Origin of the sequence: Noviherbaspirillum sp. (assembly GCF_035627455.1) — a bacterium.
In the GTDB taxonomy this organism is placed as follows: domain Bacteria; phylum Pseudomonadota; class Gammaproteobacteria; order Burkholderiales; family Burkholderiaceae_D; genus Noviherbaspirillum.
The window spans coordinates 30417-43420 of record NZ_DASPLS010000030.1 but is presented as its reverse complement, the minus strand read 5'-3'; the positions used below and the strand labels follow the sequence as shown (position 1 = coordinate 43420).

Here is a 13004-nt window from a genome sequence, read left to right as displayed (position 1 = left end):
GGGCCGAGCAGGCCGAGCGCGCCCATTTCGCGGAAGATCGCGGGGTCGGTCTTTTCATGGCGGAACGCCTCGAGCACGCGCGGCTGCAGCCGGTCCTGGCAATACGCATTGGCCGCGTCGCGCACCATGCGCTCGTCATCGCTCAGCTGGTCGTTGAGCAGCAGCGGGTCGTCCCAATGGAACTGCGCCTTGTGTTTCATGACGTCTCCTCTGTTTTCTAAACCCGTTCCAGCACCAGCGCCAGCCCCTGCCCGACGCCGATGCACAGGCTGACCACCGCATAGCGGCCGTTGCGGCGCACCAGCTCGCGACTGGCGGTGAGCGCGAGGCGGGCGCCGGAGGCGCCGAGCGGATGGCCGAGCGCGATCGCGCCGCCGTTCGGATTGACGCGCGCCTCGTTCAGGTCGAGCTCCAGCAGCTTCAGGCAGGACAACACCTGGCTGGCGAACGCTTCGTTGATTTCGATGATGTCCATGTCGGCGAGCGACAGGTTGGCGCGCGCGAGTGCCTTTCGTATTGCATACACCGGGCCGATGCCCATCACGCGCGGCTCCACGCCGGCGACCGCGGCCGACAGGATGCGCACCAGCGGCGCCTTGCCGGCCCTCTCGCCGGCGGCGCGGCTGCCCACCAGCAGCGCGGCGGCGCCGTCATTGATGCCGGATGCATTGCCGGCGGTGACCACGCCGCCTTCGAACAGCGGCTTGAGTTTTTCCAGACTGGCGGCCGTGGTGTCGGGACGCGGATGCTCATCCTTGTCGACCACGGCAGGCGGCGTCTTGCGGCCAGTGGGCACGCTGACAGGGTGGATCTCCCCGGCGAAGAAGCCGTCCTGCAGTGCCGCGTGATACTTCATCTGCGACGCCAGTGCGAACGCGTCGGCCTGCTCGCGCGTGATCCCGAATTCCTTCGCGACGTTGTCGCCGGTCTCGGGCATGGTATCGGCGCCGTACTGCGCGGTGACCTTCGGGTTCGGGAAGCGCGCGCCGATGGTGCTGTCGAAGACCTTGAAGTCGCGGCCGAACGCGGCTTCCGACTTGGCCACGACGAACGGCGCGCGGCTCATGCTTTCCACGCCACCGGCGATGAACAATTCGCCTTCGCCGCAGGTGACCGCGCGCGCCGCATCCATCACCGCGGCCAGCCCGCTTGCGCACAGGCGGTTCACCGTCTGGCCGGGAACCGTCACCGGCAGGCCGGCCGCGAGCAGCGCGTTGCGCGCGACATTGCGCGAATCCTCACCGGCCTGGTTGGTATCGCCGAGAATCACGTCCTCGATCTGTTCCGGCTTCCAGGGGTTGCGCGCGACCAGGGCGCGCATCACTTCCGCCGCCAGGTCGTCGGGACGCACCGGCGCGAGCGCGCCGGCGTGGCGGCCGAACGGGGAGCGCAGGCCGTCGTAGATGTAGGCGTCGAGCATGGCTCAGATCTCCTTGTGGTAGAGCGACAGACCGAGCAGCGCGCGCCGCTGCAGCCAGGGGCTGGGGCGATAGCGCGTATCGCCGGTCTGCTGTTCCAGGTTCTTCAGGATGGTGAGGATGTTGAGCGGGCCGATGCGGTCGCCCCAGGCAAGCGGGCCGACCGGATAGCCGAGGCCGAGCTCGACCGCGCGGTCGATGTCCTGCGGATCGGCGATCTGCTGCTGCGCGATCTCGCAGGCGATGTTGACGATGTGCGCGATCACGCGCTGCGTCACCAGCCCGGCGCTGTCGCGGATCACGCTGACCGGCACGCCGGTGGCGCCGAGCACGCCGCATGCCATCGCCAGGTAAGCCTCGCTGGTGCCGGGCGTGGTCATCACGACGCGCCGGCGGCTGATGTCGAGCAGGCTTTCGACGCCCACCGTGCGCTGCGTATCGAGGTGTTCGCGCACGCAGCAGGTGGTGGCGTCTTCGCCGAACGGCGTCACGATGCACAGCGCGCTGTCGCCCGGCTGGTCGCCCGGCTCGAGCGTCACGCCGGCGGCGGCGACCAGCGTGGCGATGCGCTCGGCCAGTTCCGGGCGGTCGCGGCTGATCCACACGCTCGGCGGCATCTGCGCCGGCGGCGCGGGTTCCGCCACGGCTTCCTTCCTGCCGTCCGCGCCGTAGCGGTAGAAACCGTGTCCCGTCTTGCGCCCGAGGGCGCCGGCGGACAGCATCTGGCGCGTCAGCCCCTGCGGCCGGAAGCGCGGCTCTTCGTAGTACTGGTGATAGATCGATTCCATCACCGGATGCGAGACGTCCAGCCCGGTGAGATCGAGCAGTTCGCACGGCCCGAGCTTGAAGCCGGCGGTGTCGCGCAGGATCGCGTCGAGCACCGGCGGCGTGCAGACCCCTTCGGCAAGCAGCCGCATGCCTTCGGTGCCGTAGCCGCGTCCGGCATGGTTGACGATGAAACCGGGCGTGTCTTTCGCGAGCACCGCGGTATGGCCCCAGTGGCGGCCGAGCGCGAGCAGGGTGTCGGTTACCTCCGGGCGGGTGTGGAAGCCGCCGATCACTTCGACGATCTTCATCAGCGGCACCGGATTGAAGAAATGGAATCCGGCCACGCGTTCCGGATGCCGCAAGCCGGCGGCGATCGCGGTCACCTGCAGGGAAGAGGTGTTGGACGCAAGGATGGCGTCGGCGCCGACGATGTCTTCCAGCGCGGCAAACAGGTTTTTCTTCGCCGCCAGGTCCTCGACGATCGCTTCGACCACCAGATGGCAGCCTCGCAAATCTTCCAGCCCTTTGCCGACCAGCAGCCGGTTGCCGGCATCGGCCGCCGCCGCGGCGTCCAGCTTGCCTTTTTCAGCCAGCCTGCCGAAGGTCGCAATCAATTCCCTGCGCGCCGTTTCCGCAGCGCCCTCGCGGCTGTCGATCAGCCACACCTGCGCGCCGGCCAATGCCGCGATCTGCGCGATCCCGCGGCCCATCACGCCGCACCCGACCACGCCGGCTACCAGTGTTTCGGATCCGGGCTCGGGGCGAGTTCCGTTTTGCATGATGCGTCTCCTCGCAAAGAAAAGTTATAATTCCGCATTGCAGAACTATAACTACTAAAATGGAATTCTCTTCGTTTCACTACAGGATGTCAACGCGGGCTGAGCTGCCGTTTAAGCCAAGAAAAGATGAGTGATTCCCCGGCATGCCGAGGTGTTTGTCATCTTTTCATATGAAACTGCACTGCAGAATTTCGTTCCAAACAACCGTTGCTTCTGTAACTTTCATGTGAGAGTATCGGCAACCACCGGTTTGAGGCCCTGAAGAAGGCCTCCCGGGCAGGAGACTCCATGGAACACGCGGTTTCGCCGTCCGCGCCGCATACAGAAAGCCTTCCATTCTTGGACAGCGTCGCATGCCGACAAGCTCGCGCCGCGCGGCGGCAGCCGTTCGATTACCGACGGCGAACGCCTGGGTCATGGCGCAGCAGGGCGTGACGCTGGTGCGGCTCGCATGGCGTTCCGCGACATGAGCGTCGAGGCCAACCTGAGCAGAACACCCGTGCGCTGGGCGCCGCCGGCCCGGTGGTTATGATGCGAAGCGGCAAGGTGGTGCTGGACGAGCCGGCGCTGGAGGTGGATATCGCGACGCTGCACGACCCGGGTATCGGCAGTACGGGGCAGGCGTTGCGCTAGAATTCGGCATTCAACAGGAATCGAGGCACATGGCGCAAGAACAACCGGGCGAGCAGGCTCCCCAGCAGAAACAGTCGAACGCGAAGGAAGACCGGCACTTCGTCACCGCGCTCGCGCGCGGGCTGGATGTCCTGTCCTGCTTCCGCTCCGGCGAGAAGACGCTGGGCAACCAGGAACTGGCGGAACGCACCCGGTTGCCGAAATCCACCGTTTCGCGCCTGACTTACACCCTCACCAAGCTCGGCTACCTCGACTACGACGACCATCTCGGCAAGTACCGGCTAGGCACCGCCAGCCTGGCGCTGGGCAGCGCGATGCTGTCCAAGCTCGACATCCGCCAGTACGCGCGGCCCTGGATGCAGGAACTGGCGGACTATTCCCATGCAACGGTGTCGCTCGGCATGCGCGACCGCCTGTCCATGATTTACGTGGAGAACTGCCGCAGCCAGGCCGCGCTCACGCTGCGCCTGGACGTCGGCGCGCGCATTCCGATCGCGCAGACCGCAATGGGCCGCGCCTACCTGGCGGAGACCTCGGACACCGAGCGCAACGACATACTGGAGCGGGTGCGCGAACTCGACGAACTGAAATGGCCGTCGATCCGCGACGGCGTCAAGCGCGCGCTCGACGAATACGATACGCTCGGCTGCTGCACCTCGTTCGGCGACTGGCAGCCCGACGTCAACGCGATCGCGGTCGCCTTCCGCCCGGCCAACGGCGGCGCCATCCTCAGCATCAACTGCGGCGGGCCGGCATTCAACCTCACGCCCGACTTCCTGCTCGGGGAAGTGAAGCCGCGCCTGCGCGAGCTGGTGGACCGGCTGCGCCGTACCTGAGGGACGGGGCCGGATTACGGTGTCAAATCCGGTTTTCCGCACCGACACCAGCCCCGGGATAGCGCCATGTTTTTGCCCGATCCCTCGCGGGCGCCTTGCCGCCGCGAAGGACACTTCACTTGACGTTGGCGGCCGGCACCTTCCTTCATGCCGCGCGCATCCTGTCCGAATTATGCGGCGAAATCCTGCACCCGCGGTATTCCATCATTCTTCAAACTTGCTATAGTGATCACAGGGGCCGCCTGCACACGCCGTTGATGCCGCTGTAAAAGAACACACGTTCACTTGTTAAAGTGTCAGGAACGTGTTGAGTAAGATCAAATGCAAGGGTGTGTTGCAGCGCTATCATGTATGGCTCTTTTCCTGCAGCTCTTCCGAGCGCGCCGCGCCACGCAGCACATCCGGGTTAGCTCTTCACAGTATTGTTTGTCGTTCTCGAGGGAGATTTGAAATGAATGAAGTCGTCATCGTCGCAGCGGGTCGTACCGCGGTAGGCAAGTTCGGTGGTACGCTGGCCAAGGTCGCTGCGTCGGACCTCGGCGCGCACGTGATCAGGAACCTGCTGGCGAAAACCGGCATCGCGCCGGAGTCCATCAGCGAAGTGATCATGGGCCAGGTCCTGACGGCCGGCGTGGGACAGAACCCGGCGCGCCAGGCAGTGATCCGCGCAGGTCTCCCCGACATGGTGCCCGCGATGACCATCAACAAGGTCTGCGGCAGCGGCCTGAAGGCAACCCATCTCGCGGCGCAAGCAATCATGTGCGGCGACGCCGAGATCGTGATCGCCGGCGGCCAGGAAAACATGAGTGCGTCGCCGCATGTGCTGAACAATTCCCGCGACGGCTTCCGCATGGGCGACGCGAAGCTGGTCGACACCATGATCGTGGACGGCCTGTGGGACGTCTACAACCAGTACCACATGGGCATCACCGCCGAAAACGTCGCGAAGAAATACGACGTATCGCGCCAGGAGCAGGACGAGTTCGCGGTCGCCTCCCAGAACAAGGCCGAAGCCGCGCAGAAGGCCGGCAAGTTCAAGGACGAAATCATCCCGCTCGAGATCTCTTCCAAGAAGGGTGCGATCGTGTTCGACAGCGATGAATTCATCAAGCCCGGCGTGACGCTGGAATCGATGTCCGCGCTGAAGCCCGCGTTCTCGAAGGACGGCACGGTCACTGCCGGCAATGCCTCGGGCATCAACGACGGCGCCGCTGCGGTGATCATGATGTCCGCCAAGAAGGCCGACCAGCTCGGCCTGAAGCCGATGGCGCGCATCAAGGCCTACTCTTCCGCCGGCGTCGATCCGACCATCATGGGCATGGGCCCGGTGCCGGCCACCCAGCTCTGCCTGAAGAAGGCAGGCTGGAGCCACCAGGATGTCGACCTGATGGAAATCAACGAAGCCTTCGCCGCGCAGGCGATCGGCGTGAACAAGGAAATGGGCTGGGATACCAGCAAGATCAACGTCAACGGCGGCGCGATTGCGATCGGTCACCCGATCGGCGCATCCGGCTGCCGCATCCTGGTGACGCTGCTGCATGAAATGATCCGCCGCGATGCCAAGCGCGGCCTTGCCAGCCTCTGCATCGGCGGCGGCATGGGAGTGGCACTGGCGATCGAGCGCTGATCGCAGGAATTACTGTTGGGTTCTTTTTTAGTTCAACAACACATCAAGAGAGAGAATAAGACATGGCACGAGTTGCATTGGTTACGGGCGGTATGGGCGGTCTGGGGGAGGCAATCTGCATCAAGATGGCCGCACTCGGTTACCAGGTTGTGACGACGTATTCGCCGGGTAATACCAAGGCGGCGGACTGGCTGGCCGGCATGGAAAAGCAGGGCTACAAGTTCCGCGCCTATCCCTGTGATGTGGCGGACTTCGAATCCGCCAACGCCTGCATCAAGAAGATCACCGAAGAAATCGGCCCGGTCGATGTGCTGGTCAACAACGCCGGCATCACCCGGGACATGACCTTCAAGAAGATGGATAAGGTCAACTGGGACGCGGTGATGAAGACCAACCTGGATTCCGTGTTCAACATGACCAAGCCGGTCTGCGACGGCATGATGGAGCGCGGCTGGGGCCGCGTCATCAATATTTCGTCGGTAAACGGCCAGAAGGGTGCTTTCGGCCAGACCAACTATTCCGCCGCCAAGGCCGGCATGCACGGCTTCACCAAGGCGCTGGCGCTGGAAGTGGCGAAGAAGGGCGTCACCGTCAACACCATTTCGCCCGGCTACATCGGCACCAAGATGGTGATGGCGATCCCGAGCGAAGTGCTGGAAAGCAAGATCATCCCGCAAATCCCGATGGGCCGTCTCGGAAAGCCGGAAGAAGTGGCCGGTCTGGTCGCGTATCTTGCATCGGATGAGGCAGCCTTCCTCACCGGCGCCAACATCGCGATCAACGGCGGCCAGCATATGTACTGATCGACCTGCCCGGTCTCGGTAGCATGGCGCAAGCGGCCTTCGGCCCTTGCGCCATTTTTGTTTGCAGAGATGCCCGCGCCGGCGGCGTCACCGGCATCGCAAAAAACAATGCCCGCGGCGGATTGACCGGCGCGGGCAGGAACGCGGGAGGAATCGGGTGCAGGCTCAGGCCGCCTGTTCCTTGTCGATAATGGACTGCAGCAGATCGATCAGCTTCGGCATTGGAACATAGCCGGAAATCACCAGGTCGAGCACGCCGTTGCGCTCCAGTATCAGTGTCGGGAAGCCAGTGACCTTCCATTTGTGCACCAGCAGGAAGTCATCGTTCGCTGCCTTGATTGCCACGTCGGAGCTCCAGGTGGCAAGGAAAGTGTCCTTGTCGATGTTCACACCCTGCTCCGCCATCGCCACCGTCGCAATCTCGGCCAGCACCTCGCCTTGCGTTACGTCCTTGCCTTCCGAGAAGAAACGGCGCTGGATTTCATGCAGCACATACAGGCAGGTCTGCGGCGCGAGCAGGCGGGCGGCGACCACCGCACGGCACGCCGGTTCCGTGTTGTATGCAAAATTTTCGCGGGCCAGAGCGTTGTAGTCGAACGGCAGGTTCGTCTGTTGTGCCACCTTTTTCCATTCGTCGATCTGCTCTTGTTTCAGGGCCGCGTCGACGACTTCGGTTTTGTACGCGCGCAGTCCGCCGACCACGACTTCCACCGGCAGCTCGGGTACGCCTTCCATCAGCGCGGCCAGTTCGGGACCGAAGCCGTAGCACCAGGAACACATCGGATCAGCTATGTAAATCAGGCTGGGCATAGTTTTTCTCTCTTGTACGGGGTTGTGTAGGCAGGATTGCGCATATTCCATGCTATCCCAGCCCGCGGCCGCCCCGAAACCGGAGCATGCGCCGAATTCCCGTCCTTTTCGGCGGATGCCGTGTCATTGCCTGAACTTATCACCCGCTTGGCCGCTCTTATCCGCGATGGCAGGCGGGCATCATCCCTGTTTTTTTGGGCAGCGGGTTCTACACTGGGATTAGCGCGGTTTTTATCGGAGAGCTTTATGCGGATCGATTACATCCAGCGGTTCGGGACGGAAGGCGACGAGGCATTTGAGAAGCAGCGCCGCGACGTGATGCGCACGATAGAAGGGCATGGCAAGCGGCTGGTCACCGACCTGTCGGAGATGACCGAAGGCGAGCGCGCGAAATGGTTTTTCTGGAACCTGCACGAAAACCTGGATGAGTTCAGGAAGCTGGAACCCACGCTGATCGGCCAGGTGATGTGCACCCAGCTGACGGTCACCGACGGGCTGTCGATGGCGACCGAGCGCGTGGGCATGGAAAAGAAGATCGCGCTCAACTGCCGCTGGCACCTGCGACTGGCCTATGCCACCTACCAGAACGAGGAGTCGTTTTCGATCGGCGAAGGTTCGGTCGACCTGTCGGTTTCGAACACCGTTCCGGAGCAGCCGCCGCTGCAGTCGAAGCAGAAGGGCTACATCGACGCCGACAATTCACTCTACCCGAATCAGCTTTATCTCTACGGCTGGGTCACGGAACCGGTGTGGGATGAAATCAAGCCGCATCTCTATCAGCCCACGCCCAACTGCCACACCGACCTGGTGCTGCGCGACAATTGTCTGTTCCCGGTGAAGACCGGCTTCGGCTTCGTCGCCGGCCCGCCCGGCGCCGTCGGCATCACCAACATCGAGTTCCGCGTGTCGTCGCACTCGATGGATCGCAGGACCTCAAGGCGCAGCGACAGCCTCTGACCGCGCGCGCTTGCAGGACGCTTATGGCGGCGCAAGGAAGCGGCCCTGGAGCAGCAAGATCACCGTTCGCAACGCAAGGTAGGCAATCACTGCGGATGCGGCCAGCAGCGCCGTGATGCCGATCCATAGCGGCCACTGTCCCCTGTGCACCGCCTCGAGGATGGCGCTGGCAAGTGCGGCAAGCGGAAACGAAAACGACCAGAACCCGATGGAAAACGGCACGCTGCTCCACCAGCGGAAACGCGCAAGCACGCCAACGAACGGCGCGACGGCGACGCCGAGCCCGACCATCAGCACATCGGCCGGAAGCTGCGGCCAGATCACCGATGCCGCCAGCGTGGCGATCGCGGGCGGCGCGAGTTCGATGCCGATCGTCGGGCGCAGCACCTCCGGCATCGGCCCCTCGAACAGGCGGCTCAGGATGCGCGCTTCGAGCAGCGCCCAGCCCGACAATCCGGTGCCGAACAGCAGGGCGCCCCATCCGGGATAGCGCAGCGTCGCCATCGCCATGGCGCCGATCAGCGCGCCGCCGACGACCGGCAGGTAGAGCGCGGGCGTCACCGCATTGGCTGGCATCCGCCCGGTGGCGAGCGTGGCCACGACGCGGATCGCAATCAACAGGTGCAGGCCGAGCGCCAGCAGCGTCAGCACCAGCCACACGCCTTGCCCGGGGCGCTGAAACTGCATTACCGCCAGCAGCAGCGACAGCGGAATGAGTGCCTGCAGCGAGCCTTGCACCGGATGGTGGTGTTCCCGCACGACGCTTTGCCAATGGCGCTTGCACTTCACCGCGTAGAGCGCCAGCGACACCGCCCACGCCAGGGCGGCCGGCCAGAGCAGGAAGTCGGCGACCGCTGCGGCTTCGCTCCAGCCGAAAGCATCGGCACGGCGCCAGGCGCCAATCAGGCCGAACAGGCCGACAGACATCGCGAAGATCCCGGCAGGCAGGTGTGCCAGCCATGAGGCTCCCCGGGGTTGCTGGCCGGCGCCGAACAGGTAGTACAGGCGCGCGCGTGGATTCTCGTTATCCATCTGTTTCTATCCGATATCGATTGACAGCGCCGACGCCGCGCCGCATCCGAAAGGCGCCGGTCCTGGTTCATATTAGCCGATCCGTGATGTTTGGGCGGAAGGTAACACGGGGCCTTTCATGATGATCCTGCCATGCCTTTTGCATGCATGCCAACGCTACGCCGAATTATTTACCGCGACGCACAAAAAGAAGCTTGAACTTGAGAGAGGCCATCTCTAAAATAACGGTATGTTGCTTTGCAACAAAAAAGGCAAGACTTTTTATCTATGCCGTTCGAATCCCGTTTTTTGGAGACGCCATGTTCCCGATGCAAGACCAGATTTCCGTAGCAACCAAAGCCAACTTCGAAGCCAACCTCGCGCTGGTCGCTTCCCTGACCAGCAAGACGCTGGAAAGCATGGAAAAGCTGATCAACCTGAACATCGCCGCCGCGCGCGCATCGATGGAGGAATCGCAGGCTGCGACGCGCCAGATCCTGGCCGCAAAGGACCCGCAGGAATTCTTCTCCCTGGTAGCGTCGCAGACCAAGCCGAATTTCGAAAAGGCAGTCGCGTATGGCAACCATGTCACGAACATCGCCGGCAGCGTGCAGGCCGAGTTCAGCAAGGCCGCCGAATCGCAGTTCGCGCAATTCAGCCGCAAGATCACCGAACTGGTCGAGGATGCCGCGCAAAAGGCGCCGGTCGGCTCCGACGGCATGGTCGCAGCGATCAAGGCCGCGATGGGCAATGCCAGCTCCGCCTACGACCAGTTCACCAAGAGCGCCAAGCAGGCTGCCGAGGTCGTCGAGGCCAGCGTGAACGGCACCGTCGCGCAGTTTGCGCAATCGGCCGGCGCAACCACGAACAGCTGATCGACAGCGCATTCCTGTCATGAAGACGGGCCGCGAAAGCGGCCCGTTTTTTATGCGCGGTCAAAACGCGCGGCCTGTGGCTCGAGTTCGATCCGGCAGGCATTGGTCAGGCAGGAAATTGTGCGGTAGTAGCCGGCCAGCGCGATCAGCTCGAGCAACTGTTCGACGGAGAAGGCCCGTTCCAGCCCGGCCCATAGTGCATCGGACAGGTCGGCGCTTTCATGCAGTTCATCCGCCATCCGGATCAAGAGCGCGTCCCGTTCGCTCCAGCAATCCGCGCCCGCCGGCCCGAGCGTTGCGGCAACCTCCTGCTCGCTCAGCTGCGCACGCCCGGCAAAGAAGGCGACGTGCACGCCCCACTCATATTCCGAGCCACAGCGCGCGCAAGTGCGCAAGATCATCAGTTCGCGCTCGCGCAGGCTGATCGCCCCCTTGTCGAGCAGGCTGCCGGCAAACATCCTCTGCAGCAAGCGCGGGTTGCGCGCCATGGTGCGGAAGAGTTTCAGCGGCGCGTGGCCGGGCGGCATGGCGCGTTCGAACGCGGCGGCAAGCGCGGGATCGTAGGGCGGTTCGGCGGGCATGATGCGGGGCAGGTTCATCGTATTCTCCTTTTGCGGATTGACCGGCAGCGCCGGTATCGACATGACGCTACGTTTACAGTAGCATATCGCTACTATTTTTGTAGTGGAGGTGTGATGGCTCTGCCGAAACCGGGGACAGCCGTGCGCGGATCGCGCAGCGGTCGTCCGATCATGGTCTTGCTCGACCTGCTGGGCAGGCGCTGGGTGCTGCGGATCCTGTGGGAATTGCGGGACGCGCCGCTTTCCTTCCGCGCCTTGCGGGAACAGTGCGACGCGATGTCGCCCACGGTGCTCAACCAGCGCTTGCGCGAGCTGCGCGAGGCCGATATCGTGGTGCTCGAAGAGCCGTCCGGCTACGCGCTGAGCAGGCAGGGGCGGCAGCTGCTGGAGGCCCTGATGCCGTTGCAGCGGTGGTCGGAACAGTGGCAGAAGAGGCTGGCGAAGGCGGCGGAATAGCAGGGCAGTGGAGGGCAGGGACAGCCGGCGCCGTTCAATGCCGCGCGAGAGGGCGCATTTCCACCTTGCCCGATTCCAGCGCGCGCGATGCGATGCGGTAGGTATCGACCTCGAACGCCGGTCGCGCCGGCGCGCGCGCCAGCAAGCGCCGCACGCCTTCCGCATCGCTCGTGCCGAGCCAGCACCAGTTATCGACGAGATGCACATCGGTGCGGCCGTCGGCGCGAGTCTCGAGCAGGCCGACCGGTCCGTCCCAGGTCCAGTTGATCCGGGGCAGGGATGCGAGCGCGTGCGCAAGACGGCCGGCATGCGCGGCCGCGGGTTCGCGGCCGATGCATGCGCCACGGCATTGTCCGGCCGCCCGGGCGCTGCAGGGCGTCGCCGGCTCCCGCGTTTCCAGTCCGAGCAAGGCCAGGCAAAGGCCTTCCTTTTGCGCCAGCGCGCGCAATGCCGCTTCCGCTTTCGCGCGCGAGGTGAACAATCCGTGCAGCGGCGCGCCGCGTCCGAAGCCTTCCTCGTCCGCATGCGCAAGCAGCGGCGCGCCGTCGCCGGCCGCAAGCCGCCATGAACACGCCTGCCGCTCGTCCGGCCTGCCTTCGGTTCCGGGCGGACGCAGTTGCCGGATCAGGCGCGCTTCCAGCAGCTGGGCGCCGACTTCCCCCGCCGTCTCGTGCCAATCCACCCGATGCGTGTCATGCGCGAGCCGCACGTCGCGCTGCGACGGCCGCTCCCCATGGAAATGCGACAGCACCCGTTGCCGCAGATGCGCGGCCCTGCCGACGAACAGCGGCATGTCGTCCTGCGCCCGGAAGACGTAGACGCCGGGTGTGTCCGGAATGTCGTCGAGCAGGTCGGCATCGAGATGGACCGGCAGATTGGGCCGCTGCAGCAGGTGCTGCACGGCACCGGCCAGCGTGTCGCGCGCTACCGACTCTTCCAGCACGCGCCAGTACTGCCACAGCAGTTCGGCGTCTGCCAGCGCCCGGTGGCGCGCATCCGCGACCAGGCCGTGCCGCTCGATCAGCGCATCCAGGCTGTGGCGCAGCTCCAGCGGGAACAGGCGCCGCGACAGCTTCACGGTACACAGTACCTCGCTGCGGAAGGTCTTGCCGAGGCGCCGGAATTCATTGCGCAGGAAGCCGTAGTCGAAGCGCGCGTTGTGCGCAATGAAGAGGCCGCCGTCCAGGTGCCGCAGCAGTTCATCCTGCAGCAGTTCGAAGGTGGGTGCAGCGCGCACCATCTCGTCGCTGATCCCGGTCAGGCCGGTGATGAAAGGGGGAATGGGTACCTGCGGATTGACCAGCGCCGACCAGCGTCGCACGCCTTCGGCGCTGACCGCGACCAGGCCGATCTCGGTGATGCGGTCGCGCAGGGGATCGGGGCCGGTGCTCTCAAGGTCGATGAAAACCAGTTTTCCAAATTGATGAATCATGCCGCCGCGCCCCGTATG

Annotated in this window: 13 protein-coding genes; 6 read left to right on the top strand and 7 right to left on the bottom strand. The window is 64.4% G+C overall.

Translation table 11 applies throughout. The features are described 5' to 3' along the window. From VEC01_RS05940 to VEC01_RS05930, 3 genes are all read right to left on the bottom strand, one after another. Positions 1-200 (bottom strand): acyl-CoA dehydrogenase family protein (locus VEC01_RS05940; protein WP_324899718.1); only part of this gene is annotated, 200 nt, incomplete at its 3' end. 17 nt (positions 201-217) lie between these two features. Further along, positions 218-1420: a 3-oxoadipyl-CoA thiolase gene (locus VEC01_RS05935; RefSeq protein ID WP_324899716.1), complete on the bottom strand. Its 1203-nt coding sequence runs from the start codon at positions 1418-1420 to the stop codon at positions 218-220. Positions 1421-1423: 3 nt separating this feature from the next. Continuing rightward, entirely contained in the window at positions 1424-2965 is a 1542-nt protein-coding gene (locus VEC01_RS05930) for a 3-hydroxyacyl-CoA dehydrogenase (RefSeq protein WP_324899714.1), read from the bottom strand. Between the two features lie 662 nt (positions 2966-3627). On the opposite strand from VEC01_RS05930, the gene VEC01_RS05925 reads away from it, so the two are divergent. The 3 genes from VEC01_RS05925 (at position 3628) to phbB (ending at position 6864) form a co-directional block, all read left to right on the top strand. Continuing rightward, positions 3628-4434, top strand: coding sequence for an IclR family transcriptional regulator (locus tag VEC01_RS05925; protein ID WP_324899712.1), 807 nt, complete (start codon positions 3628-3630; stop codon positions 4432-4434). A 451-nt stretch (positions 4435-4885) separates the two neighbouring features. Then, the gene (locus VEC01_RS05920; protein ID WP_324899710.1) at positions 4886-6061 is read left to right on the top strand and encodes an acetyl-CoA C-acetyltransferase; all 1176 of its coding nucleotides are present in this window, start codon (positions 4886-4888) and stop codon (positions 6059-6061) included. Between the two features lie 62 nt (positions 6062-6123). Then, positions 6124-6864: an acetoacetyl-CoA reductase gene (gene phbB, locus VEC01_RS05915; protein ID WP_324899708.1), complete on the top strand. Its 741-nt coding sequence runs from the start codon at positions 6124-6126 to the stop codon at positions 6862-6864. A gap of 165 nt (positions 6865-7029) precedes the next feature. Here the strand turns inward: phbB and VEC01_RS05910 are convergent, their stop codons facing one another. Then, positions 7030-7674, bottom strand: a complete 645-nt coding sequence (locus VEC01_RS05910; RefSeq protein ID WP_324899706.1) for a DsbA family protein — start codon at positions 7672-7674, stop codon at positions 7030-7032. Positions 7675-7920: 246 nt separating this feature from the next. On the opposite strand from VEC01_RS05910, the gene VEC01_RS05905 reads away from it, so the two are divergent. After that, positions 7921-8631, top strand: a complete 711-nt coding sequence (locus tag VEC01_RS05905; RefSeq protein ID WP_324899704.1) for a hypothetical protein — start codon at positions 7921-7923, stop codon at positions 8629-8631. A gap of 21 nt (positions 8632-8652) precedes the next feature. Here the strand turns inward: VEC01_RS05905 and VEC01_RS05900 are convergent, their stop codons facing one another. Further along, positions 8653-9663: a hypothetical protein gene (locus VEC01_RS05900; protein WP_324899703.1), complete on the bottom strand. Its 1011-nt coding sequence runs from the start codon at positions 9661-9663 to the stop codon at positions 8653-8655. A 299-nt stretch (positions 9664-9962) separates the two neighbouring features. On the opposite strand from VEC01_RS05900, the gene phaP reads away from it, so the two are divergent. Further along, positions 9963-10517 (top strand): TIGR01841 family phasin, encoded by a 555-nt coding sequence (phaP, locus tag VEC01_RS05895; RefSeq protein WP_324899701.1) that lies wholly within the window; start codon positions 9963-9965, stop codon positions 10515-10517. Between the two features lie 50 nt (positions 10518-10567). Here phaP and VEC01_RS05890 read toward each other — a convergent pair whose 3' ends face one another. Beyond that, positions 10568-11116: a carboxymuconolactone decarboxylase family protein gene (locus VEC01_RS05890; protein WP_324899698.1), complete on the bottom strand. Its 549-nt coding sequence runs from the start codon at positions 11114-11116 to the stop codon at positions 10568-10570. A gap of 96 nt (positions 11117-11212) precedes the next feature. On the opposite strand from VEC01_RS05890, the gene VEC01_RS05885 reads away from it, so the two are divergent. After that, positions 11213-11554 carry a helix-turn-helix domain-containing protein gene (locus VEC01_RS05885; RefSeq protein WP_324899696.1) on the top strand — a complete coding sequence of 114 codons (342 nt, stop codon included), beginning with the start codon at positions 11213-11215 and terminating at the stop codon, positions 11552-11554. A 34-nt stretch (positions 11555-11588) separates the two neighbouring features. Here the strand turns inward: VEC01_RS05885 and VEC01_RS05880 are convergent, their stop codons facing one another. Beyond that, the gene (locus VEC01_RS05880; RefSeq protein WP_324899694.1) at positions 11589-12986 is read right to left on the bottom strand and encodes a 3'-5' exonuclease family protein; all 1398 of its coding nucleotides are present in this window, start codon (positions 12984-12986) and stop codon (positions 11589-11591) included. Between the last annotated feature and the right edge of the window lie 18 nt (positions 12987-13004).